Here is a 23,496-nt window from a genome sequence, read left to right as displayed (position 1 = left end):
CGTCAACTCGCACTCGGAGCCGGGACGGATCAGGTGTACTTGATCTCGAGACCGATCCCGAGGATCGCGATGAGCCAGATGAGGCCGGTGAATACGGTGAGGCGGTCGAGGTTCTTCTCGACGACCGTGGAGCCGGACAGGCTGGACTGCACGCCGCCACCGAACAGGCTGGACAGACCGCCACCCTTGCCGCGATGCAGCAGGATCAGCAAGATCAGCGCCAGGCTGGTGATGACCAGCAGAATATCCAGAAACAGATCCATGTCCACCTCAAACTCGATTCGATGCCCTCAGCAGCCTACCTGGCCCCACGAACGACTTCGGACACCCCGCCGAAGCGAGGTGTCCGAAACCAGTTCTGTGCAGCGGTGACGATGGCCGATCAGGGCAACGGTCCCCCTGCGGCGATGGCCGACAATGTGGCGAACTCGTCCGCCTTGAGCGAAGCGCCACCGACCAGCGCGCCGTCGACGTCGGGCTGGCCGACGATCTCGCCGACGTTCTTGGCGTTGACCGAACCGCCGTACAGCACGCGGACGCCCGCGGCGACCTCGGCCGACGCCAATTCCTTCAATTCCTCCCGAATGGCACCGCACACTTCCTGAGCGTCCGACGCCGAGGCCACGCGTCCCGTGCCGATGGCCCATACCGGCTCGTAGGCGATGACGACCTTGGCGATGTCGTCGGCCGAGAGGCCATCGAGCGAACCGCGGAGCTGAGCCACGTTGTAGGCCACGTGCTCACCGGCCTCACGGATGTTCAGACCCTCGCCGATGCACACGATCGGTGTGAGCCCGTTCTTCAAGGCAGCCTTCGTCTTCGCCAGAACGACGGCGTCGTCCTCGCTGTGCAACGTGCGTCGCTCGGAGTGGCCGACCACGACGAAGGTGCATCCCAGCTTGGCCAGCATCGACCCGCTGATCTCGCCCGTGAATGCGCCGCTGTCCTCGGCGGAGACGTCCTGCGCACCATAGGTGAGCAGGAGCTTGTCGCCTTCGATCAGCGTCTGGACGCTGCGGATGTCGGTGAACGGCGGAATGACCGTGACGTCCACCTTGTCGAAGTACTTCTCGGGCAGCGAGAAGGCGATCTTCTGCACAAGCGAGATGGCCTCGAGGTGGTTGAGGTTCATCTTCCAGTTGCCCGCGATGAGCGGCTTACGTGCCATGCGTTACGCCTCCAGGACGGATAGACCGGGCAGCTGCTTGCCCTCGAGGTATTCGAGGGATGCACCGCCACCGGTGGAGATGTGCGAGAAGCCGTCGTCGGGCAGCCCGAGGGTGCGTACCGCAGCCGCGGAATCACCACCACCGACCACGCTGAACGCGCCCTTCTCGGTGGCTCCGATGATCGCCTCTGCGATGCCCTTGGTACCGGCCGAGAACTTGTCGAACTCGAAGACGCCTGCAGGTCCGTTCCAGAAGATCGTCTTCGCATTGGACAGCACGACGGCGAAACGACTGACCGAGTCCGGTCCGATGTCCAGACCCATCCAGCCGTCCGGAATTTCGGACGCCTTCACGGTCTTCGACTCGGCGTCGGCCGCGAACTTGTCTCCTACGACGATGTCGACCGGAAGGTGGATCACGTCGCCGAAGCGCTCGAGCAGGTCCTTGCAGACCCCGATCTGATCCTCCTGAAGCAGCGAGTTACCGACCGAATAGCCCTGCGCCGCAAGGAAAGTGAACGCCATGCCGCCGCCGATGACGAGGGTGTCGACCTTGGGAGCCAACGCCTCGATGACGCCGAGCTTGTCCGAGACCTTGGAGCCGCCGAGCACCACCGCGTACGGACGAGCCGCATCCTCGGTCAGCTTGGCCAACACCTCGACCTCGGCCGCGACGAGTGTGCCCGCGTAATGCGGAAGCAGCTGCGCCACGTCGTAGACCGACGCCTGCTTGCGGTGCACGACGCCGAATCCGTCGGAGACGAATGCCGCATCGTCGCCGGCGAGAGCAACGAGCTCGCGAGCCAGTGCGGCTCGCTCGGACTCGTCCTTGCTGGTCTCACGCGAATCGAAGCGGATGTTCTCGAGCAGCAGTACGTCGCCGTCGGTCAGGCCCTCGGCGCGTGCCTCGGCGTCCTGACCCACAACGTCTCCCGCGAGCTGGACGTGCCGGCCGAGCAGTTCGCCGAGCTTGGCAGCGACCGGAGCCAGACTGTACTTCGCATCGGGCTTGCCGTCGGGGCGACCGAGGTGAGCGGTGACGATGACCTTCGCTCCGGCTTCGACCAGTGCACGAAGGGTCGGAATCGACGCCTGGATGCGGCCGGGGTCGGTGATCGTGCCGTCCTCGAGCGGGACGTTGAAGTCCGATCGCACGAGGACGCCACGTCCTTCGACACCGGCATCGAGCAGATCCTGCAGTGTCTTGACAGCCATCGGTGTCAGAGGGACTTGCCGACGAGACCGATGAGGTCGGCGAGGCGGTTGGAGTAGCCCCACTCGTTGTCGTACCAGGAGACGATCTTCACCTGGTCGTCGATGACCTTGGTCAGCGGCGCGTCGAAGATCGACGAGTGCGGATCGGTGACGATGTCCGAGGACACGATGGGATCGGTGTTGTACTTCAGGATGCCCTTCAGCGGGCCCTCCGCGGCAGCCTTCATCGCGGCGTTGATGTCCTCGGCGCTGGCCTTCTTCTTCAGCAGAGCGGTCAGGTCGGTGACAGAGCCGGTGGGGATCGGCACCCGAAGTGCGTAGCCGTCGAGCTTGCCGAGCAGCTGCGGGAGAACCAGGCCGATGGCCTTGGCTGCACCGGTACCGGTGGGGACGACATTCAGAGCTGCGGCACGTGCACGACGCAGATCGCTGTGCGGGCCGTCCTGCAGGTTCTGATCCTGCGTGTACGCGTGAATGGTCGTCATGAGACCCGAGACGATGCCGAACTCGTCGTCGAGAACCTTGGCGATGGGGCCGAGGCAGTTGGTGGTGCACGACGCGTTGGAGATGATGTTCTGGCTGCCGTCGTACTTGTCGTCGTTGACGCCCATGACGATGGTGATGTCCTCGCCCTTGGCGGGCGCGGAGATGATGACCTTCTTGGCACCGGCGTCGATGTGACCCTGAGCCTTCGCAGCGTCGGTGAAGATGCCGGTGGACTCGACGACGACGTCGACACCCAGGTCACCCCACGGAAGTGCGGACGGTCCCTCACGCAGCGACAGAGCCTTGATCTTCTGGCCGCCGACGACGATGGTGTCTTCGCCTTCGAGCGAGACGTCGTGCGGCAAGCGGCCCAGGATCGAGTCGTACTTGAGCAGGTGTGCGAGCGATGCGTTGTCGGTCAGGTCGTTGACAGCAACGATTTCGATGTCGGTGGTACCGAGCGCCTTCTGCGCGTCGACAGCCCTGAAGAAGTTACGCCCGATGCGGCCGAAGCCGTTGACGCCTACCCGGATCGTCACTGTTCGCTCCTAAAAGTTGTGAAAACAGATGTCTGGTCGTGCCTGCATGCGGGGTGCCACACGCGGTTCCTACCCTAGTGTGCGCTCCGGCGGAGCGCGCGCATCACTCGATCGAGGCGCTCTACGCCTCGTCGAGCAGCTCCGCGGTGACCGCCGACTCGGTGTCGGGTATCCCGGTCTCCTTCGCTTTCCGATCGGCCATGGACAGCAGACGCCGGATCCGACCGGCCACCGCGTCCTTGGTCATCGGCGGGTCGGCCAACTGACCGAGTTCCTCCAGCGAGGCCTGGCGGTGCTGGACCCGAAGCGAACCTGCCGCAGCGAGATGATCGGGTACGTCGTCGCCCAGAATGTGCAGAGCCCGCTCGACGCGAGCGGCGGCCGCAACCGCGGCCCGAGCGGACCGGCGCAGGTTGGCGTCGTCGAAGTTGGCCAGACGGTTGGCGGTGGCCCGCACCTCGCGGCGCATCCGGCGCTCCTCCCACACCAACCGGGTGTCCTGAGCGCCCATGCGCGTGAGCAACGCTCCGATTGCTTCGCCGTCTCGTACGACGACTCGATCGGTGCCGCGCACCTCACGTGCCTTGGCTGCCACGCCGAGGCGCCGAGCGGCACCGACGAGGGCGAGCGCCGCTTCGGGCCCGGGGCAGCTGATCTCGAGCGCGGACGACCGGCCCGGCTCGGTGAGCGAGCCGTGGGCGAGAAACGCGCCGCGCCACGCGGCCTCGGAGTCGCCGACCGTGCCGCCCACGACCTGAGCGGGCAGGCCACGCACGGGACGTCCACGGAGGTCGAGCAGCCCGGTCTGGCGGGCCAGAGCCTCACCGTCCTTGGCCACGCGCACCACGTACCGAGACGTCTTGCGCAGGCCTCCGGCACTGAGCATGTGGACATCCGAGGAGTAGCCGTACAGCTCGAAGATCTCGCGTCGCAGCCGCCGTGCGATGGAGCCGAGATCCACCTCGGCCTCCACCACCACTCGACCCGCGACGATGTGCAACCCGCCGGCGAAACGCAGCAGGGCGGACACCTCGGCCTTGCGGCAGCTGACCTGACTGACGGTGAGCCTGCTCAGCTCGTCCTTGACCTCCGCTGTCATGGCCACGAAGTGATCCCCTCTCTGCGCGCCGCTGTCGGTGCCGAGCCGTCGGTGGACGACACGATGGCTCCGAGAGCAGCAGCCAGCTTTCCGTAATGATGTGCGTGAGTGCCGGTTTCGGCAACGTCGACGTAGACGACCCCAGCGCCGAGCCGGGCAGCGGCGCGCGCCACGTGCTCGCGGTTGCTGCCCTCCGGGACCGAGGCGGAATCGACCAACACGTGGTCGATTCCCAAATCAGGTGCGTGTTGGGAGAGTACGTGGACATGGCGCTCGGCGGAGAATCCGGTGGTCTCCCCCAGCTCCGGTGCCAGGTTGAGTACGAGCACCTTGGGCGCACTCGTGCGCGCCAATGCAGCGAGCTGATCGGGCACCAGAACGTGGGGAATGACACTCGAGAACCACGATCCTGGCCCGAGCACGACCAGGTCCGCCGCGGCGATGGCGGTCAGCGCCTCCGGCGTCGCAGGCGGATCCGGTGGCAACAGCCGCACGCGTCGAACCTTGCCGGGCGTCGTGGCGACGGCGACCTGACCACGAATGACGCGACTCACGCGTGGGTCGTCCTCGAGGCCGGACACATCGGCCTCGATGTCGAGCGCAATCGGTGACATCGGCAGCACTCGTCCGTCGATACCGAGCATGTGCACCATCTCGTCGAGGGCAGCTATCGGGTCGCCGAGTACTTCGGTGAGCCCGGCGAGAACCAGATTGCCCACCGAGTGGCCGGCCAAGGCGCCGGTGCCCCCGAATCGGTGCTGAATGACGTCGGTCCACAGCTGGGTCCTGGCGTCCGAGCGCGCCAGGGCAGCCAGCGCCATCCGCAGATCGCCGGGCGGGATGACGCCGAGTTCTGCCCGCAGACGACCCGAGGACCCGCCGTCGTCCGCGACCGTCACGACTGCAGTGACATCGCTGCTGAGCAGCCGAGCTGCCGACAGCGTCGCGTACAAACCATGGCCGCCGCCCAGCGCGACGATCTTGGGACCCGAACCCGATACCGGACGGTGCGGAGTATCGCTCATTCGCGGCCCAGATCACGGTGCAGGACGCGGACCGATACGTCCCCCTGTTCGGCGAGAATACCGGCCAGGGCCTCCGTCATCGCGACGCTTCGGTGTTTTCCTCCGGTGCAGCCCACGGCCACCGTCATGTATCGCTTGCCTTCCCGCACGTATCCCTCGATGGTCAGATTCAACAGGTGCGTGTACGTCTGCAGGTAGTCGTGCGCCCCGTTCTGTCCGAGGACGTAGTCGCGAACATCCACGTCCTGACCGGTGTGTTCGCGCAGTTCGGGCACCCAATGGGGATTGGGCAGAAAACGCACGTCGCAGACCAGGTCGGCATCCATCGGTAGCCCGTACTTGAAGCCGAAGGACTGGACCGTCACGCCGACGCCGACAGTGTCGGAGGCCCCGAAGACCGTTTCGATCTTGCGCCGAAGCTGGTGCACCGACAACGAGGTCGTGTCGACGGTCAGGTCGGCGGCCGCCTTGACCTGCGCGAGCCGTAGTCGCTCGGCCGTGATCCCCTCGGTCAGAGTTCCGTCCTGGCCGTCGTTCTGCAACGGGTGACTGCGCCGATTCGATTCGAACCGCTGGACCAGCACGGCGTCGGACGCATCCAGGAACAGCACGCGATTGCGCACACCCTTGGAGTCGAGTTCCTTGACCACCCAGCCCAGATCGCCGGTGAACAGGCGGCTGCGCACGTCCATCACCAAGGCGAGACGCTCGATACGGGGCTGCGACTCCAGCCCGAGATCGACCATCTTGGAAATGAGCTCGGGCGGCAGGTTGTCGGCCACGTACCAACCCAGATCTTCGAGAATCTTGGCGGCCGTGCGCAACCCGGCGCCGGACACGCCCGTGACCAACGCCACTTCGATGCCGTCGTGCGGCGAGTCGGCCCGCTCTTCGGGGTTTCCGGGGTGCGGCTCGGACGGTGGGTGTGCCTGTGTCTGGTGTTCGCTCACTACGAAGCCTGTCCCGCCGATTCCACACGCGGTTCGATCGCATGGTCGGCCGTGTTCTCGCCCGGTGTCGTTGCCGTTGCGCTGCCATCATCGCCTACATCGGCCCCGCTCGGGTCGGAACCCAACGCGGCCAGCACCGACTTGGCGGTGGTCGCGCCGATTCCGGGGACCTCGACGATCTCTTCGACCGTTGCCTTCTTGAGATTGGCCACCGAACCGAAATGCGCCACCAGCGCGGTTCTCCTCGACTCGCCGAGACCGCGCACCGAGTCGAGGGCCGACGCAGTCATACGGCGCGATCGCTTGCTTCGATGGAAGGTGATGGCAAATCGGTGCGCCTCGTCGCGCACTCGCTGCAGGAGATAGAGCGATTCACTCGTGCGCGGCAGGATCACCGGATCCTCCTCCCCCGGTACCCACACTTCTTCCAGTCGTTTGGCGAGCCCGACGACGGCGACGTCGGTGACACCGAGTTCGTCCAGCACTGCTGCGGCCGCTGCGACCTGTGGTGCACCGCCGTCGACGACGAACAGGTTGGGCGGATAAGCGAACCTGCGTGGCCTACCGGTTTGGGGATCGAGCGCGGCTTCGGGAGCCAGATCGCCGCCGCTGCCGACAGCGTTGGCTCCGTCTGCAGAATGACGGAGGAAACGACGCCGGGTCACCTCGGCGATGCTGGCGACGTCGTCGGAATGCCCGTCGCCTGCCGCTTCCTTGATCGCGTAGTGGCGGTAGTCGCTCTTGCGCGGCAATCCGTCCTCGAACACGACCAGTGACGCGACCACATCGGTGCCCTGCACGTGCGAGATATCGATGCATTCGATTCTCAGCGGTGCCGAATCCAGATCGAGCGCCTCCTGAATGCCTTGCAGCGCAGCAGATCTCGATGTGAAATCACCCGCACGCTTCAGCTTGTGCTGCTGCAGAGCCTCTTTGGCGTTGCGTTCGACGGTCTCGGCCAGTGCCTTCTTGTCGCCGCGCTGCGGAACCCGCAAAGTGACATTGGATCCACGCAACTCGCTGAGCCACACCTGCACTTCGTCGGCGTTGTCCGGTAACACCGGCACCAGTACCTCACGCGGAACCGCGTTGGACCCGCCGTCATCGCCGCCCGGGGTCTGCGCGGACAACGCAGCCTGTTCGCCGTAGAACTGGGTGAGGAACTGTTCGACGAGGGCGGGGAGGTCGGCCTCGTCCTGCCGTTCGATCACCTCACCCGCCTTCTCGACCACCCACCCGCGCTGTCCCCGTACGCGGCCACCGCGGACGTGGAAGACCTGAACGGCGGCTTCGAGGGCGTCGGTGGCGAATGCGACCAGATCTGCGTCGGTACCGTCACCGAGCACCACGGCCTGCTTCTCCAACGCCCGACGCAGCGCGCCCACGTCGTCACGTAACCGTGCCGCGGTCTCGAAGTCGAGATCCTCCGAGGCCGCCTGCATCTTCTTCTCGAGCTGTCGCACGAGTTTGTCGGTCTTGCCGGCCAGGAAGTCGCAGAAGTCCTCGACGGTACTGCGGTGTTCTTCGGCACTGACGCGTCCCACGCACGGCGCCGAGCACTTGTCGATGTACCCGAGCAGGCAGGGGCGACCGATCTGGTTGTGCCGCTTGAAGACTCCGGTCGAGCACGTTCGTGCCGGGAACACGCGCAGCAGCAGGTCGAGCGTCTCGCGAATGGCCCACGCATGAGCGTAGGGACCGAAGTAGCGCACGCCCTTACGGCGGGGTCCGCGGTACACGAACAGGCGTGGGAATTCCTCGTTCATCGTCACCGCGAGCATCGGGTAGCTCTTGTCGTCGCGGTAGCGGACATTGAACCGTGGATCGAATTCCTTGATCCAGTTGTACTCGAGCTGCAGTGCCTCGACTTCGGTGGTGACCACCGTCCACTCCACGGACGCCGCGGTGGTGACCATCTGCCGGGTCCTCGGATGCAGCGAGGCCACGTCGGCGAAGTAGGAATTGAGGCGACTGCGAAGGCTCTTGGCCTTGCCTACGTAGACGACGCGACCGTGCGGATCGCGGAATTTGTACACGCCCGGTTCCACCGGGATGGTTCCGGTGGCCGGACGATAGGTAGCGGGGTCGGACACGCCTTCCACGTTAGCGGTCGGGTCCGACGTTCTCCGCATCTCCAGCTCAGCAGCGGTGCACGAGAGCGTGCGGCAGAGAGTCAGTCCTGATCGACGCGAGCGGGCGCGTACTCGCGCTCGAGCGCACGGAACTTTCGAACGGCCGCGACGGCGTGCTCACGATCGTTGGACTGGATGGCCATCACATTGATGAACTCGTCGTCGGGGATGTCGACCCTGGCCCACATCGCCCCGTCGGGAAATGACAGGCCGCGCACGAGGTCCCACTCGATCATCCGCTCCGAGAACACGTTTCGGACCGCCACACCTGCCGGACCGACGCGAATGCGCGGGCGGGTGAGCAGCAGAGCCAGGCCCGCCAGCAACACGCCTATTCCCGCCATCGCCAGCTGATCGGCGGTCCTGAAATAGACCCCGGTCGGCGACACCCGAAGCAGCACCGCGACAGTCGAGTGAGCGACGACGAGCAACACCGCGGCAGCGATCGCGTACCGGGCCGACTTACGGGACTTCACTTCCATGTCCCATTCGGACGGGGATTCGTCGCGCGTCATTGGAAGTCCTGATTCGTCCACGGCTGCCGGAGGTGCTTGAGGGTCAGGGCCGTGTCGATGGCGGCCGCGGTGGCCTGCCCACCCTTGTCCTCGAACGAGTCGGGCAGACCGGCGCGATCGAGCGCCTGCTGCTCGTCGTTGGTGGTGAGCACCCCGTTGGTGACCGGAGTGCCCTCGTCGAGCGATACCCGTGTCAGGCCGGCTGTGACGGCATCGCAGACGTACTCGAAGTGCGGTGTGCCGCCGCGGATGACCACGCCGAGAGCGACGACGGCATCGTGGGTGCGAGCCAGGGCCTGGGCGACGACGGGTAGTTCGATGGCTCCGGCGACGCGAATGACCGTGACGTCGCGTACCCCGGCGGACTCGGCTTTGCGGAGCGCACCGGCGAGCAGCGCCTCGGAGATCGTCCGATGCCACTGACCGGCCACGACAGCCAACTTCAGATCACTCGCGCCTGCCAGCTGAAGGGTGGGTTCGCCGTCGCCGCTCATGGGTTGACCCCGTTCTCGCGGGCAGGAGTGGAGCCTGCGGAATGACCGTTGTCACCAGGAGTGGAGCCTGCGGGGTGTGCGGGGTCATTTTGCTCGAAGTCGTCCAGGCCGACCAGGTCGTGGCCCATGCGGTCGCGTTTGGTGCGCAGGTAGGTCAGGTTCTCGGCGTTGGCGCGCAACGGCATCGGCACCCGCTCGGTGACGTGGAGGCCGTAGCCGTCGAGCCCGACTCGTTTGGCCGGATTGTTGGTGAGCAGGCGCATGGACGAGACCCCGAGGTCGACGAGGATCTGGGCGCCGATTCCGTAGTCGCGGGAGTCTGCGGGCAGACCGAGCTGCAGGTTGGCGTCGACGGTGTCCGAGCCTGCGTCCTGGAGTTGGTAGGCCTGGAGTTTGTGCAGCAGGCCGATTCCGCGTCCTTCGTGTCCTCGCATGTACAGCACGATTCCCCGGTCCTCGGCCGCCACCATTTCGAGGGCGGCGTCGAGCTGTGGGCCGCAGTCGCAGCGCAGCGATCCGAAGACGTCGCCGGTGAGGCATTCGGAGTGCACCCGGACCAGCACGTCGCTGCCGTCGGCGTCGGGGCCGGAGATGTCGCCGCGCACCAGCGCGACGTGTTCGACCTCGTCGTAGATGCTCTGGTAGCCGACGGCCCGGAACGTGCCGTGGCTGGTGGGGATTCGCGCGTCGGCGACGCGGACGACGTGCTTCTCGTGCTTACGGCGCCACGCGATCAGATCGGCGATCGAGATCAGTGCGAGGTCGTGTTCGTCGGCGAACACCCGCAGCTCGTCGGTCTGCGCCATCGCTCCCTCGTCCTTCTGGCTGACGATCTCGCAGATGACTCCGGCGGGGCGGAGGTCGGCCATGCGGGCGAGGTCCACGGCGGCCTCGGTGTGGCCGGGGCGGCGCAGTACGCCGCCTTCCTTGGCGCGCAACGGGACGACATGGCCGGGGCGGGTGAAGTCGTTCGCTCCGGTGTCGGGGTCCGCGAGCAGGCGCATCGTGGCTGCTCGGTCGGAGGCGGAGATACCGGTTCCGATACCTTCTCGCGCGTCGACGGTGACGGTGTACGCCGTTCCGTGTTTGTCCTGGTTGGTGGCGAACATCGGCGGCAGGCCGAGTCGGTCGCAATCCTCACCGGACAACGGGACACAGAGGTAGCCCGAGGTGTAACGGACCATGAAGGCAACCAGTTCCGGGGTGGCCTTCTCAGCGGCGAAGATGAGGTCGCCTTCGTTCTCGCGGTCCTCGTCGTCGACGACCACCACTGCTTTGCCCGCAGCGATGTCCGCAACTGCGCGCTCGATACTGTCGAACCTGGTCACGAAAGTGCGCTCCATAGGTCTCGGGCCTGGCTCAGCGCCCTGGATATGTCTCCGATGCACCGTTACCTGCGTGCACTTCAACAGTACTTACTGTGCGTCGATCGCCTGCAGCCGCTCCACGTACTTGGCGATGACGTCGACTTCGAGGTTGACCGGTGAACCCACCTCGGCCGTGCCGAGTGTGGTCAGGTCGAGGGTGGTGGGGATCAGCGAGATCTCGAACCAGTGCCCGCCGTCGTCGACTCCGAGCCCGGACACGGTGAGCGAAACACCGTCGACCGTGATGGATCCTTTCTCGACGACGTAGCGCGCTACCGACGTGGGCATCGTGATGCGCACGACGGTCCAGTTCTCGGACGGGCTGCGTCCGGCTACCGTGCCGGTTCCGTCGACGTGTCCTTGGACGAGGTGCCCGCCGAGCCTGCTACCGAGTGCCGCTGCGCGTTCGAGGTTGACGCGACTGCCGACATCCAGAGCGCCGAGGCTCGATCGGTTCAACGTCTCCTGCATGACGTCGGCGGTGAATCCGCCGTCGGGAAGTACTTCGACGACGGTCAGACACACTCCGTTCACCGCGATGGAATCCCCGTGGCCGGCATCGGAGGTCACCACCGGGCCCCGGACGGTGAAGCGAGCGGCGTCGGGCAGTTCGTCCTTGGCCACGATCTCGCCCAGCTCTTCGACGATTCCGGTGAACATCTACTTCGCTCCTTCGGGCACGACACTCAGAAGAACGTCGTTGCCGATCATGGTGACTGTCTCCGTGCGGAACCGAATTGCGTCGGCAATTGTTCCGATTCCCGCATTCTCCACCGCGGCGGGGCCGGTGCCCAACACCGCAGGTGCGAGGTAGGCGACGACGCGGTCCACGAGACCGGCGGCGAGGAACGCGCCGGCCAGAGTCGGGCCACCTTCTATCTGGATGTCGGTGTGGTCGCCGAGTGCCTCGATCACCGCAGCCGGGTCGTGTGTGTCGAGAAACACCGTCGTGGCCTCCGGACCGCGGATCGCGGCGGTGGCCGGTATCGGCCTCGATCCGACGACGACTCGGACCGGCTGATGCGGTGCCAGGGTGCCGTCGGCGCGACGGGCGGTCAACCGTGGATCGTCGGCCAGTACGGTTCCGGTTCCGACGACGATGGCGTCGAGCTTGGCCCGTTCGGCGTGCACGTGCGCCCGCGCCTCGGGTCCGGTGATCCATTGACTCGTTCCGTCGGCAGCCGCGCTGCGTCCGTCGAGCGTCGCGGCGTATTTCCAGGTGACGTGCGGCCGTCCGGTGCGTTGTTTGTGCAGCCAGGCCCGCAGTGGCCCCTGCTGTACCTCGCGCGTCCCCACGCCCTGTTCGACGCGAAGCCCGGCGTTCCGCAGTGCGTCTGCCCCGCCGGACGCGAGCGGGTTCGGATCCGCCACCGCGAAGACGACCGACGCGACCCCGGCTGCGACGAGGGCCTGCGAGCACGGTCCGGTGCGGCCCGTGTGGTTGCACGGCTCGAGTGTCACCACCGCGGTGCCGCCGCGCGCACGGTCGCCGGCCTCGGTGAGTGCGACGATCTCGGCGTGCGGGCCGCCGGGTGGACGGGTGGAGCCGGTGCCCACGACGAGGCCGCGGGCGTCGAGGATCACGGCACCGACCGCGGGGTTGGGGCTGCTGATGCCCCGAGCGGCCTCGGACGCGTCGACGGCCAGAGCCATGGCCTCGACGACCGACACGGCCGAGCCCGGGGCGTCGGTCACGACAGGTGGTGCGATGCGCGGGCGGCCCGGCCGCGGAGATCACGCACTGCGGCGGCGGGATCGGCGGTGTTGTACACGGCCGAACCGGCCACGAAGCAATCGATGCCGGCCTCGGCGGCCTGCTCGATGGTGTCGGAGTTGATGCCGCCGTCGATCTCGACCACCAAGCGTAGATCTCCGGAATCGACAAGTGCCCGAACAGCTTTGGCTTTGGACAGTACTTCGGGCATGAACGACTGCCCGCCGAAACCGGGCTCCACACTCATCACCAGAAGAGTGTCGAAGTCGCGCAGAATCTCGAGGTAGGGCTCGATCGGGGTACCCGGCTTCACCGACAGGCCGGCTTTCGCACCGGCGGCCCTGATGTCGCGCGCCACGGCGCTGGGGTCATCCGTTGCTTCGGCGTGGAACGTGACGTTGTATGCCCCGGCCTCGGCATACGGCGGGGCCCAGCGCGCCGGATCCTCGATCATCAAGTGGCAATCGAGGGGAATGCTCGTTGCTTTGAGCAGACTCTCGACCACCGGTAGCCCGAGGGTGAGGTTGGGGACGAAGTGTGCGTCCATGACGTCGACGTGGAGCCAATCGGCCCCCGCGACGGCATCGGCTTCGGCGGCGAGGCGCGCGAAATCGGCGGACAGAATCGAGGGAGCGATCATCGGGGAAACCACGACTGGTGAGCCTAGTCGAGCCGGTATCGTGCCGACATGGCCACCATGGACTCCGCGGGCGCCGTCCTTGCCGAATTGCCCGAAGTCACCGAAAGCGTTCGGTACGGGAATCCCGCCTGGGGCATCGGCAAGCACGTGTTCGCGTGGGTACGACCGTTCAGCAAGGCCGACCTGAAACGATTCGGCGACGAGACCCCGCCCGCCGGACCGATCCTGGCCGTCAGGACTGCCGACCTGCACGAGAAGGAAGCCATCCTCGCCGCACATCCGCGCTCGTGCTTCACGATCCCGCACTTCGACGGGTTCTCTGCCGTTCTGATCGACGTCGACAACGCCGAGGACGACGAACTGCGCGAACTCCTCGTCGACGGGTGGCTGGTGTATGCACCCGCAGACGTGGCCGAGGCGTTCCTGGCCGGAGGGTGATCAGACCGGCTTGCGCAGCGCCGCCATGAACATCGCGTCGGTACCGTGCCGATGCGGCCACAGTTGCACCGACGGGCCGTCACCCAGTTGCGGTACTCCCGGCACGAGCGCGCGGGTGTCGAGCTGTTCGACGCCGTACCGGCGTACGGCGTCTGCAACGACGGCCGCTGTTTCGGACAGATGCGGCGAGCACGTCGAGTACAGCACCACCCCGCCGGGCCGGACCAGATCGATCGCTGCCGCCAGCAATTCCTTCTGCAGGGTGACCAATGCCGCCACGTCGGACGGTTGGCGACGCCACCGCGCTTCGGGGCGACGACGCAGCGCTCCGAGACCGGTGCACGGCGCGTCGACGAGCACGCGGTCGTAACCCGCGTCGAGTCCGGACTCGCGGCCGTCGACGATGTGCACCGTCACCGGTAGGTCCTTGGTGGTCTTGGACACGAGGTCGGCGCGGTGCGGGGTCGGTTCGACGGCGTCGACCCGTGCACCGTCGATCTCCGCCAGGGCGCCGAGCAGGGCGGCCTTGCCGCCCGGACCGGCGCACAGGTCCAACCATCTGCCACTGTCGTCGCCGAGCAACGGTGCCAACGTCAGCGCGCGGCCGACGAGCTGACTGCCCTCGTCCTGGACTCCGGCCAGACCGTCGCGGACAGCATCGAGCTTGCCGGGGTCGCCGCCGTCGAGGTGCACCGCGTACGGCGAATAGGGACCTTCCTCTCCCCCGGTGATCAGCGCCAATTCTTCGGCGGAAATCTCTCCCGGTCGCGCGACGAGGTGGACCGAGGGACGCGCGTCGTCCGCCTCGAGGACCGCGGCGAGTTCGCCGGCATCGGCTCCGAGCGCATCGGCGAAGGCCTGCGCAATCCATTTGGGATGGGCGTATTCGAATGCCAGGTGACCGACCGGATCCGCCGTCGTCGCCGGTGCCAGCTCGTCGACCCACTGCGTTGCGGTTCGCTCGGACACTCGTCGCAGCACAGCATTGACGAAACCTGCCTTGCCGGAACCGAATTCGGAGCGGGCGAGGTCCACCGACGTGGCGACGGCTGCATGCGGGGCAACCCGGGTGCGCAGCAACTGATAGGCCCCGAGCCGAAGGATGTCGAGCAGTGGTCCGTCGATCTCTGCGGCAGGCCGCCCGGCCGCGTGCGCGATCACGGCGTCGAGCACACCACGCGCGCGAGATGCGCCGTAGGCGAGTTCGGTGGCCAGCGCGGCATCGCGAGAGTCCAACTTGCGCTCGCGGAGCAAACCGGGCAGCACCAGGTTCGCGTAAGCATCGCGCTCCCGCACCGCTTTGAGCACGTCTCTGGCCGCACGCCGTGCCGGATCGATCGCGTCGACCGCACGGGGTCCGGTGCCCTGCGGCGGCCGGTTCCCTTTGGGCCCACGTGCCCCCGGTGACTTCTTGACGTACTTGCGGGGCTGGCTCGACTCGCGCTTACGAGGCCTGTCGGGCTCTGTCATCGTGCCACCGCCGTATCGTCCAGCCGAGCGCCGCGCGCCCAGTCGAGTGCCCTCATGACCTTCTTGCCCTGAGGTTGAATATCACCGAGAACGACTGCGCCGGTTCCGGTTCCGATGTGTACACCGGTCTTGCGTACGTCGATCGTTCCCGGCTCCAACGTGTCCGGCGACAGCTGAACAGGAGCGATCTTGACGCGGAGATCCCCGATGGTCGTCCACGCGCCCGGGGCCGGTGTGACGGATCTGATGTGTCGGTCGACGAATGCCGCGGATCTCGTCCAGTCGATGCGCGCGGCATCGACTGTCACTTTGCTCGCGTAGGACACACCGTCCTCGGATTGCGGTAGCGCTGCCGCCGTTCCGTCCTCGATCGCGTCCAACGTCGCGGCGAGCAAGTGGGCTCCGCTCGACGCCAGACGCCCGAGCAGATCACCCGTGGTGTCGGAATCCCGAATCCGTTCGGTGGTGACACCGAGTACCGGACCGGTGTCCATCCCGACGTCGAGAAGGAACGTCGATGCTCCTGTGACGTCGTCGCCCGCGGCGATCGCGGCCTGTACCGGTGCCGCGCCACGCCACGCGGGCAACAGTGAGAAGTGCAGATTGATCCAGCCGTACCGAGGTATGTCGAGTACCTGTTGCGGCAACAACGCGCCGTACGCAACGACCGGGCACACGTCGGGGGCGAGGTCGGTCAGCGCCGCCACGAACTCCGGGTCCGACGGCCTCGCGGGAGTGAGTACCGGGATGCCGTGCTCGTCCGCCAACACTCCTACGGGCGAGCGCACGGTCTTGCGTCCACGGCCGGCTGCGGCGTCGGGCCGGGTGACCACGGCGATCACCTCGTGCCGTTCGGACTCCACCAGTCGCGCGAGTGACGGGACCGCGGGTTCCGGTGTTCCGGCGAAGACGACGCGCACTGAAGGCAACTCCCTGGGATGGACGAAACGATGTCGGTTGTCCATCCTAGGGAGTCACGGCAGCGTGCGACGATTCCGCACCGACGATCACGTCGCGTCGGTGCTGTCGGAACTGTCGGAAGCGTCCTCCGCGAGGATGCGATAAAGCGATCGGCGTGCCTCGATGAGCACCTCGGCTGCCTGGTCGACCTGACGCACGGTTCCGACTCCGGCCACCTGACCGGCCGCTCCCATCAATTGTCCGATCAGTGCCCGAAGATCACGCGCATCGATGCCGACGGAATCGGCTACGTCGTCCCAAGGACTGCCGAGATCTGCTCGATGGTCGTCGACATGACGCCTGCCCTCGGCCGTCAGTGCTGCCGTCTTCCGGCCGGCCACCTTGTCGATCAGCACCAAGCCCTCGTCTTCGAGCTGCGACAAGGCCGGGTAGATCGATCCCGGGCTCGGCTTCCAGGTTCCGTTGCTCTTCTCGGCGATCTGCTGGATGAGTTCGTAACCGTGCATCGGCCGGTCCTCGAGCAGCAGGAGGATCGCAGCGCGGACATCGCCACGTCGGCCCCGACCGCCTCGGCCCCGACCACGACCGAAGTCGGCATTCGGCCCGAAACCGCCGGCCCCGACACCACCGGGCCACATACCGTCACGCCCCCGCCCGACAGGACCTCCCCGACGTCTGCCGTGTTCTCCGTGACCTCTCCTTCCCCGACCTCTCTCGTGTCGTTCTCCGCCGTCTGGTTCTCCGTCTTCTGCCGGGCCGTGCTCGTCGTCCCGCGCAACCCACATCTGGAACGGCGCGCCGCGTCGGCGCGGGTCTCCGTGCCGATTGCCTGCGAAAGACCCCATTCGGGGACCTCCGCGGCGTCCGAATTCGTGTGCAAAGCCTTCGAATGCGTAATTCATCTCGTTCTCCTTCGTATCGATTGAACAAGTCGACGATATATCGGCAATAGAACTTTGACAAGGCCCTGAGGTTGCCTCTCTATCTGGACGACGGGAACGCAACAGGACAGAGAAAGCCCATCACCCGATCCGAATGGGATCGATCTGAATCCGTACGCCCGCGCCGAGCTTCTTGGCGCTTCGGGACGCCTGCGCAGTCGACAGCGCTCGCGCCAGCGCTGCTCCGGTGCTTCGCGGAACCCGGATCAGGAGCCGCTGCACGTCTCCGGACAACCCGTCCTCGCCGCTACCCGCAGGTGCGCGTTGACCGTCCGGGAGATCGACGGGACCCAGTACCTCGACCGTCTCGGGTAGATCTGCACTGTCGACCAACGCTGTTATCGCGTCAGTGGTCCCGTCGATCGCCGCCACGTGAACGGCCGGTGGAAACCGAACCTCGACTCGTTCGTCCAGCTGACTGCGCGCGTGCCACAGCGGATCCCAGCGCACCAGGGCCTGGACGGTGGGGATCTCGGACTCGGCCACCACGACCACACGTCCCCCAGCCGCCCCGGGCCGAACCATCGACGCAGCCGTCATCCAGCGGCGCAGTGTCTCCTCTGCCGCACGCAGATCCGCCCGGCCCAGCAACGCCCAACCGTCGAGCAGCAGCGCGGCGCCGTATCCGCCGTCCACGGTCGGCTCGGCACCGACGGTCGACACCACGAGCGAACCACCGGGGCGCACGGTATCGAGGACGGTCGCCCCACCGGAGTTGTGTATCGGCACGCCAGGAAAGGCGCGGCCGAGCTCCTCGGCCGTGCGTCCCGCTCCGATCACCACCGCGCGCAGGTTGCGAGACCCGCAGACCGTGCAGCGGTGTGCGGCATCGGCGATTCCGCACCAGGAACACGTCGGGCTGCCCGCGCCGTCGCTGCCCGGAGCCGAGGGCAGGGCGAGCGGACCGTTGCAGCGTCGACACCGAGCCGGATGGCGGCACTTCGCACACGCCAGCGACGGAACATAACCGGCGCGTGGAACCTGAACCAGCACAGGGGTATCCGCTTTCAGCGCCGCACGTGCGGCCTCGAAAGCGATCGCCGGTAGCCGCGCGACCCGGGCTGCCGGATCCCGAGCGAGCGCGTGGTCCGAGTCGGCCAGCGCGACCACGTGAGGTTGCCGTTCACGCACCAGCTCACGTGGGGCGACCAGGTCGTGGGCCCAGCCGGAATCGACGAGAGCCTCGGCCTCGGCCGTCCGAGAATGTCCGCCGACGACGACCGCGGCTCCCGACACGTGCGCGCGGAGCAACGCCACCTCACGTGCATGCGGATACGGTGAGCGTGGTTCGGCGAAACTGTCGTCGCCGTCGTCCCAGATCGCGATCAGGCCGAGGTTCGACACGGGCGCGAACACCGCACTGCGGGTGCCCACCACGACAACGGGGCCCGACCTCAGACAGCGCAACCACTGCCGGTACCGCTTGGCCGGTCCCAAACCGGCCGACAGCGCCACCACACGGTCGGCCCCGACTGCCGCGGCGCATGCACCCTCCAGACGATCGAGATCCCGTTGGTCGGGCACCACGACCACTGCGGACCGTCCGCTCCCCACGGTGACGGCAGCCAATTCGGCCAATCGAGCGGGCCACACCTCGCCGGGTAGGGCCTGCCACACCGCACGCGGAACACGGTGCTCGCCGAGGGCATCGAGGAAATTGGAGCCATGGGTATACGCCGCCCAGCCCGTGCGATCGACGACCGGCTCTGCTGCCTCGTCGACGACCGGAGGGGGCTCTGCCTCGACCCGTGCGTGGCGAGCCGGAACCGCCAGACGCAGCACATCCGCTCGCGTTCCTGCGTAGCGATCGGCCACCGCCGACACCAACTCGGCGATCTCGGGAGTCAGTACGCGCTCGGCGGACACGACCCGGTCGAGCCAGCCGAGACGACCGGGATGATCGGTCTCGGCCAGCCTGGCGAGTACGAACCCGTCGACGAGCCGGCCGGCAAAACGGACGCGTACCCGCACACCGGGCTGGGCATCGTCGCTGGCGTCCTCGGGAACGAGGTAATCGAACTCGCGGTCGAGGTGCGGCAGCGGAAGCATCGGAAGAATGCGCGCGATCGGCAGATCGGTTGCCGCTACCGGCGTCACACCAGCCACCGCACCTCCTTCTCGATCGTCACCCCACACTCGTCGTGGGAGCACCGAGCCGGTGCGAACAGGGTACGTGCGGCAGCATCGCTGCCGGAGTGGAGGGACCTACAGGCCTGCCGCATCCCGGAGCTTGTCGGCGCGATCGGTGGATTCCCACGGAAGATCGATGTCGGTACGTCCGAAGTGACCGTACGCGGCCGTCTGCGCGTAGATCGGGCGCAGCAGGTCGAGGTCGCGGATGATGGCACCGGGACGGAGGTCGAAGACCTCGCTGATCGCCGCCTGAATACGCGCGGGATCGGTCTTCTCGGTGCCGAACGTCTCGACGAACAGACCGACCGGTGCTGCCTTGCCGATCGCATAGGCCACCTGCACCTCGATGCGGTCGGCCAGACCGGCTGCGACCGCATTCTTGGCGACCCACCTCATCGCGTATGCGGCGCTGCGGTCGACCTTCGACGGGTCCTTGCCCGAGAATGCTCCGCCGCCGTGCCGAGCCATGCCGCCGTACGTGTCGACGATGATCTTTCGGCCGGTCAGACCGGCGTCTCCCATCGGACCACCGAGCACGAACTTTCCGGTGGGATTGACCAGCAACCGGACGTTCGAAGTGTCGAGAGTCGGTACGTCCAGCTCTGCGAGTACCGAGCCCAGGACCTTCTCGCGGATGTCGGGAGTGAGCAGGTTGTCGAGGTCGATGTCTGCTGCATGCTGGGTCGAGATCACGACGGTATCGAGACGAACGGCGTCGTCCCCGTCGTACTCGATGGTGACCTGAGTCTTGCCGTCCGGACGCAGATACGGCAGCACACCGCTCTTGCGAACCTCGGTCAGCCTCCGAGACAGCCTGTGTGCCAACGCAATCGGCAGCGGCATGAACTCGGGTGTATCGGTGTTGGCGTAGCCGAACATCAATCCTTGGTCGCCGGCACCCTGACGGTCGATCTCGTCGTCGGACAATCCCTCGACGCGGGCCTCGTGCGAATGGTCGACGCCCTGCGCGATCTCGGGTGACTGCGCGCCGATGGCGACGTTCACACCACAGGAGTTTCCGTCGAATCCCTTGGCGGACGAGTCGTACCCGATTTCGAGCACCTTCTCGCGCACGATCTTCGGGATGTCCGCGTAGGCGGTGGTGTTCACCTCACCTGCGACGTGGACCTGGCCCGTGGTGACGAGCGTCTCCACCGCCACTCGGGCTCGCGGATCCTCGGTGAGAAGAGCGTCGAGGATGGAATCGCTGATGGCGTCACAGATCTTGTCTGGATGACCTTCTGTAACGGACTCGCTGGTGAAAAGCCGACTACCGGACTTGCTCACGGACTTCCTCTCGACGCATGTTCTTGCCCGACCCGACGGCTGATGCCGGCCGAGCACTCCACGAAAATTGATGTTCCCTCGGTGTTATCGCCCCTGTGGGAGCCACGCAAACCTTTACGGCGCTGTCGCCCTGGTACCCAGAACGCTAGCTGCTACGACATCGATCGTGCACCCTCGACATCAGCGGGTGTCCGAAGTGGGCCGCGTATCGCGGGAGCGAAGCATCTGGGCGACCGAATCCAACACCCTGCTGGCGAGCAGAGCTTTCGAGCCCTCCCCCAGCGCGGCCTCGGAGCCGTCGGACCCCAACAACCAGCCGTCGTTGTGGTCGACCTCGAAGGCCTTGCCGTCACCCACCGCATTGACGACGAGCAGATCGCAGCCTTTGCGTTCGAGCTTGGCTCGCGCGTAGGTGAGCACGTCACCGTCGGCGTCGCCCGTCTCGGCGGCGAATCCGACGATCACCGTCGACGATCGGACGTCTCCGCTGTGCCGAGCCGACACGAGACCGGCGAGGATGTCGTCGTTGCGGACCAGAGGGATCGACGACGGTTCGTTCGAGCCCTTCTTGATCTTGCTGCTCGCGATGGACTCGGGTCTGAAGTCGGCGACCGCAGCCGCCATCACCACTGCGTCGACGTCGGTCGCATGCGAGCGCACCGCGTCCTGCATATCGGACGCGGTCTTCACGTGGACCACATCGACCGCCGCGGGCGCCTCGAGGTCGCTGGTGTACCCGGCGATCAAGGTCACGTGGGCACCGCGCTGGGCTGCGACGCGAGCCAATGCGTACCCCTGCTTGCCGGAACTCCGATTCCCCAGAAAACGAACGGGATCGAGGGGTTCCCGCGTACCACCGGCCGAGATCAGAATTCGCCGTCCCTCGAGATCGCGCGGCATCGCGTGCGCACGTTCGGTCAGCAGCATGGCGAGAGCGAAGATCTCCTCGGGCTCGGGCAGTCGGCCCGAACCGGTGTCGCGTCCGGTCAACCGGCCGGACGCAGGCTCGATCACCTGGGTACCGCGCGATCGGAGCGTGGTGACGTTCGCGACGGTGGCCGGGTGTTCCCACATCTCCGTGTGCATGGCCGGGGCCAACACGACGGGGCACCGAGCGGTCAGCAACGTCGCGGTGAGCAGATCGTCCGCCCGCCCGCCCGCGATTCGAGCCATCAGGTCCGCGGTGGCCGGCGCGACGACGACGAGATCCGCTTCCTGCCCCAGCCGGACGTGCGGCACTTCGGGCACATCGGCGAACACGCCGGTGTGCACCGGCTGGCCGGACAATGCCTCGAATGTTGCGCGGCCCACGAATTCGAGCGCCGACGCAGTCGGAATCACTCGAACCTGATGGCCGTTCTCGGTGAATTTTCGAATGAGCGCACAACTCTTGTAGGCGGCGATACCGCCGCCTACTCCGACGACCACATGCACGTCAGGTGTCCCCTGTCGGGTTCTTATTCGCCTTCGGTGTGCTCGAGGAGGTCTGCGTGGATCTCGCGAAGCGCGATGGACAGCGGCTTTTCCTGCAGACCGGGCTCGACCAGCGGTCCTACGTATTCGAGGATGCCGTCACCGAGCTGGTTGTAGTAGTCGTTGATCTGGCGTGCACGCTTGGCCGCGTAGATGACGAGGGCGTACTTCGACGAGGTGCGCGCGAGCAATTCGTCGATGGGTGGATTGGTGATGCCGAGCGGCGTGTCGTAGGCCGGCAGAGCGCTGCGTCCGTCGAAGTCGGAAACGGCCGCTGAAGTGCTGCTCACTGATGATCTCCTGAAATTGCATCGTTGGTGCTACGAACTAGCTGGTCGGGGCCTCGTGCGCCGTGAAAATGGTCAGCTGTTACCGACCGACGACCTACCGACCAACAAGGATACCAACTGTTCGCACGAATGGTCGACATCGGTATTGACAACGACCGTGTCGAACTCGTCCTGTGCCGCCAATTCCACCCTCGCCGTTTCCAGCCGCCGCTCGGTTGCGGCGCTCTCCTCCGTCGCTCGACCGACCAGACGAGAGACCAGGTCTTCCCACGTCGGCGGTGCCATGAACACCAACAGAGCTTCCGGCTTGGACACCCGAACGGCACGCGCACCGGCCAGATCGAGCTCGAGCAGTACCGGACTGCCGGCCTCCAGTGCAGCGTCCACTGCGGCCGCAGGAGTTCCCGACCGCTGCAGGCCGCCGTGGATACTCGCCCACTCCAACAGCTCACCGTCGGCGATCATCCGGTCGAACTCCTCGGACGACACGAAGTGGTAGTCCTGACCGTCCACCTCGCCAGGGCGCGGCGATCGCGTCGTGACCGACACACTGAAGACCAGCTCCGGTAGCGCCGCGCGCACGAGCCGAACGACACTGGACTTGCCGACGCCGGAAGGGCCGGACAGCACCACCAACCGGCCCCGCTTCTGCTCCGGCACGGACGTCGCCGCAGTGTCACTCACCGTCGTCAGGCCTCGAAATCGAACTTCGTCAACAGCGCTTTGCGCTGCCGATCCCCGAGTCCGCGCAGTCGACGAGTGGGCGCGATCTCCAACTCCGTCATCAGCTCCGCGGCCTTGACCTTGCCCACCTTCGGCAACGCCTCGAGCAATGCGGATACCTTCATCTTGCCGAGAATCTCGTCCGTCTCGGCGTCCTTGAGAACCTGCTTGAGGTCGGTGCCGCCGCGCTTGAGGCGCTCCTTGAGCTCGGCGCGAGCCTTGCGGGCGATAGCTGCCTTTTCGAGGGCAGCAGCGCGCTGCTCGGGGGTCAACTGGGGAAGGGCCACTGTCGGTTCCTCCGTCTTCTCGTTTCGGGGCGAGCGACCGGTCCGATCAGGATCGGTTCGCCGCTCATCGGTAGGTGCCTGCCGAGGACCATCCGTGCAGGGATTCCCGGTCGATTCGCATTGTCGTCGGCAGCGTTAGCGACCGTACCGACGACGGGCGCTCACCGCTAACCCACCCCCACACGCTCG

The 23,496-nt window shown here is 66.5% G+C and carries 24 protein-coding genes; 1 reads left to right on the top strand and 23 read right to left on the bottom strand.

Translation table 11 applies throughout. The features are described 5' to 3' along the window. Window positions 1-29: 29 nt before the first annotated feature. The 14 genes from secG to rpe all read right to left on the bottom strand — a co-directional run bounded on the left by secG (window position 30) and on the right by rpe (window position 13,356). Window positions 30-263, bottom strand: a complete 234-nt coding sequence (secG, locus tag CH266_RS13015; protein WP_027497008.1) for a preprotein translocase subunit SecG — start codon at window positions 261-263, stop codon at window positions 30-32. 119 nt (window positions 264-382) lie between these two features. Beyond that, complete coding sequence (gene tpiA, locus CH266_RS13010; protein WP_027497007.1) at window positions 383-1,168, bottom strand: triose-phosphate isomerase; 786 nt, start codon at window positions 1,166-1,168, stop codon at window positions 383-385. A gap of 3 nt (window positions 1,169-1,171) precedes the next feature. Beyond that, entirely contained in the window at window positions 1,172-2,383 is a 1,212-nt protein-coding gene (locus CH266_RS13005; RefSeq protein WP_094643182.1) for a phosphoglycerate kinase, read from the bottom strand. 5 nt (window positions 2,384-2,388) lie between these two features. Further along, on the bottom strand, window positions 2,389-3,408 hold the full coding sequence (gene gap / locus CH266_RS13000) for a type I glyceraldehyde-3-phosphate dehydrogenase (protein ID WP_008716538.1): 1,020 nt from the start codon (window positions 3,406-3,408) through the stop codon (window positions 2,389-2,391). 121 nt (window positions 3,409-3,529) lie between these two features. Next, complete coding sequence (gene whiA, locus CH266_RS12995; RefSeq protein ID WP_027497005.1) at window positions 3,530-4,513, bottom strand: DNA-binding protein WhiA; 984 nt, start codon at window positions 4,511-4,513, stop codon at window positions 3,530-3,532. Continuing rightward, the gene (locus CH266_RS12990) at window positions 4,504-5,532 is read right to left on the bottom strand and encodes a gluconeogenesis factor YvcK family protein (RefSeq protein WP_094643181.1); all 1,029 of its coding nucleotides are present in this window, start codon (window positions 5,530-5,532) and stop codon (window positions 4,504-4,506) included. Before CH266_RS12990 ends, whiA begins: the two co-directional genes overlap by 10 nt. Further along, the gene (gene rapZ / locus CH266_RS12985; protein ID WP_057474741.1) at window positions 5,529-6,395 is read right to left on the bottom strand and encodes an RNase adapter RapZ; all 867 of its coding nucleotides are present in this window, start codon (window positions 6,393-6,395) and stop codon (window positions 5,529-5,531) included. Before rapZ ends, CH266_RS12990 begins: the two co-directional genes overlap by 4 nt. A gap of 86 nt (window positions 6,396-6,481) precedes the next feature. Further along, window positions 6,482-8,575, bottom strand: coding sequence for an excinuclease ABC subunit UvrC (gene uvrC / locus CH266_RS12980; protein ID WP_048318514.1), 2,094 nt, complete (start codon window positions 8,573-8,575; stop codon window positions 6,482-6,484). Between the two features lie 80 nt (window positions 8,576-8,655). Continuing rightward, a complete protein-coding gene (locus tag CH266_RS12975) occupies window positions 8,656-9,129 on the bottom strand; it encodes a PH domain-containing protein (RefSeq protein WP_027497001.1) in 474 nt (157 codons plus the stop codon). Continuing rightward, window positions 9,126-9,623, bottom strand: a complete 498-nt coding sequence (gene ribH / locus CH266_RS12970; protein WP_032382074.1) for a 6,7-dimethyl-8-ribityllumazine synthase — start codon at window positions 9,621-9,623, stop codon at window positions 9,126-9,128. The genes CH266_RS12975 and ribH overlap by 4 nt, the downstream gene beginning before the upstream one ends. Next, window positions 9,620-10,951 (bottom strand): bifunctional 3,4-dihydroxy-2-butanone-4-phosphate synthase/GTP cyclohydrolase II, encoded by a 1,332-nt coding sequence (locus CH266_RS12965; protein ID WP_255175898.1) that lies wholly within the window; start codon window positions 10,949-10,951, stop codon window positions 9,620-9,622. Before CH266_RS12965 ends, ribH begins: the two co-directional genes overlap by 4 nt. An 87-nt stretch (window positions 10,952-11,038) precedes the next feature. Then, entirely contained in the window at window positions 11,039-11,650 is a 612-nt protein-coding gene (locus CH266_RS12960; protein ID WP_027496999.1) for a riboflavin synthase, read from the bottom strand. After that, window positions 11,651-12,643: a bifunctional diaminohydroxyphosphoribosylaminopyrimidine deaminase/5-amino-6-(5-phosphoribosylamino)uracil reductase RibD gene (ribD, locus tag CH266_RS12955; RefSeq protein ID WP_094643252.1), complete on the bottom strand. Its 993-nt coding sequence runs from the start codon at window positions 12,641-12,643 to the stop codon at window positions 11,651-11,653. A gap of 38 nt (window positions 12,644-12,681) precedes the next feature. Beyond that, complete coding sequence (rpe, locus tag CH266_RS12950; RefSeq protein WP_032365752.1) at window positions 12,682-13,356, bottom strand: ribulose-phosphate 3-epimerase; 675 nt, start codon at window positions 13,354-13,356, stop codon at window positions 12,682-12,684. Between the two features lie 36 nt (window positions 13,357-13,392). Between rpe and CH266_RS12945 the strand changes: the two genes are divergently transcribed. Then, window positions 13,393-13,782 (top strand): MmcQ/YjbR family DNA-binding protein, encoded by a 390-nt coding sequence (locus CH266_RS12945; protein WP_094643180.1) that lies wholly within the window; start codon window positions 13,393-13,395, stop codon window positions 13,780-13,782. Here CH266_RS12945 and CH266_RS12940 read toward each other — a convergent pair whose 3' ends face one another. The 9 genes from CH266_RS12940 to mihF form a co-directional block, all read right to left on the bottom strand. Beyond that, entirely contained in the window at window positions 13,783-15,252 is a 1,470-nt protein-coding gene (locus CH266_RS12940) for an RsmB/NOP family class I SAM-dependent RNA methyltransferase (RefSeq protein WP_032400775.1), read from the bottom strand. Continuing rightward, window positions 15,249-16,172, bottom strand: coding sequence for a methionyl-tRNA formyltransferase (gene fmt, locus CH266_RS12935; RefSeq protein WP_032372469.1), 924 nt, complete (start codon window positions 16,170-16,172; stop codon window positions 15,249-15,251). The genes CH266_RS12940 and fmt overlap by 4 nt, the downstream gene beginning before the upstream one ends. Window positions 16,173-16,259: 87 nt before the next feature. After that, entirely contained in the window at window positions 16,260-16,679 is a 420-nt protein-coding gene (locus CH266_RS26120) for a PadR family transcriptional regulator (RefSeq protein ID WP_032365748.1), read from the bottom strand. A 516-nt stretch (window positions 16,680-17,195) separates the two neighbouring features. Next, window positions 17,196-19,163: a primosomal protein N' gene (locus CH266_RS12925; protein WP_176457092.1), complete on the bottom strand. Its 1,968-nt coding sequence runs from the start codon at window positions 19,161-19,163 to the stop codon at window positions 17,196-17,198. Window positions 19,164-19,319: 156 nt separating this feature from the next. After that, window positions 19,320-20,534: a methionine adenosyltransferase gene (gene metK / locus CH266_RS12920; RefSeq protein ID WP_032365746.1), complete on the bottom strand. Its 1,215-nt coding sequence runs from the start codon at window positions 20,532-20,534 to the stop codon at window positions 19,320-19,322. A gap of 180 nt (window positions 20,535-20,714) precedes the next feature. Continuing rightward, window positions 20,715-21,968, bottom strand: a complete 1,254-nt coding sequence (gene coaBC / locus CH266_RS12915) for a bifunctional phosphopantothenoylcysteine decarboxylase/phosphopantothenate--cysteine ligase CoaBC (RefSeq protein ID WP_094643179.1) — start codon at window positions 21,966-21,968, stop codon at window positions 20,715-20,717. Window positions 21,969-21,991: 23 nt separating this feature from the next. After that, entirely contained in the window at window positions 21,992-22,297 is a 306-nt protein-coding gene (gene rpoZ / locus CH266_RS12910; protein ID WP_008716576.1) for a DNA-directed RNA polymerase subunit omega, read from the bottom strand. Between the two features lie 72 nt (window positions 22,298-22,369). Continuing rightward, complete coding sequence (gene gmk, locus CH266_RS12905) at window positions 22,370-22,981, bottom strand: guanylate kinase (protein WP_176457079.1); 612 nt, start codon at window positions 22,979-22,981, stop codon at window positions 22,370-22,372. A gap of 5 nt (window positions 22,982-22,986) precedes the next feature. Beyond that, window positions 22,987-23,307, bottom strand: a complete 321-nt coding sequence (mihF, locus tag CH266_RS12900) for an integration host factor, actinobacterial type (protein ID WP_027496987.1) — start codon at window positions 23,305-23,307, stop codon at window positions 22,987-22,989. Between the last annotated feature and the right edge of the window lie 189 nt (window positions 23,308-23,496).

The sequence above is a fragment of the Rhodococcus sp. 06-1474-1B genome, from assembly GCF_002258885.1.
GTDB lineage: Bacteria > Actinomycetota > Actinomycetes > Mycobacteriales > Mycobacteriaceae > Rhodococcoides > Rhodococcoides fascians.
This window is presented reverse-complemented; position numbering and strand designations above follow the sequence as displayed.

Coding starts and splice junctions, on each gene's coding strand:
- secG (WP_027497008.1), bottom strand. CDS start 263: ATGGATCTGTTTCTGGATATTCTGCTGGTCATCACCAGCCTGGCGCTG.
- tpiA (WP_027497007.1), bottom strand. CDS start 1,168: ATGGCACGTAAGCCGCTCATCGCGGGCAACTGGAAGATGAACCTCAAC.
- CH266_RS13005 (WP_094643182.1), bottom strand. CDS start 2,383: ATGGCTGTCAAGACACTGCAGGATCTGCTCGATGCCGGTGTCGAAGGA.
- CH266_RS12990 (WP_094643181.1), bottom strand. CDS start 5,532: ATGAGCGATACTCCGCACCGTCCGGTATCGGGTTCGGGTCCCAAGATC.
- CH266_RS12975 (WP_027497001.1), bottom strand. CDS start 9,129: ATGACGCGCGACGAATCCCCGTCCGAATGGGACATGGAAGTGAAGTCC.
- ribH (WP_032382074.1), bottom strand. CDS start 9,623: ATGAGCGGCGACGGCGAACCCACCCTTCAGCTGGCAGGCGCGAGTGAT.
- CH266_RS12960 (WP_027496999.1), bottom strand. CDS start 11,650: ATGTTCACCGGAATCGTCGAAGAGCTGGGCGAGATCGTGGCCAAGGAC.
- ribD (WP_094643252.1), bottom strand. CDS start 12,643: ATGGCTCTGGCCGTCGACGCGTCCGAGGCCGCTCGGGGCATCAGCAGC.
- CH266_RS12945 (WP_094643180.1), top strand. CDS start 13,393: ATGGCCACCATGGACTCCGCGGGCGCCGTCCTTGCCGAATTGCCCGAA.
- CH266_RS12940 (WP_032400775.1), bottom strand. CDS start 15,252: ATGACAGAGCCCGACAGGCCTCGTAAGCGCGAGTCGAGCCAGCCCCGC.
- CH266_RS26120 (WP_032365748.1), bottom strand. CDS start 16,679: ATGCACGGTTACGAACTCATCCAGCAGATCGCCGAGAAGAGCAACGGA.
- CH266_RS12925 (WP_176457092.1), bottom strand. CDS start 19,163: ATGCTTCCGCTGCCGCACCTCGACCGCGAGTTCGATTACCTCGTTCCC.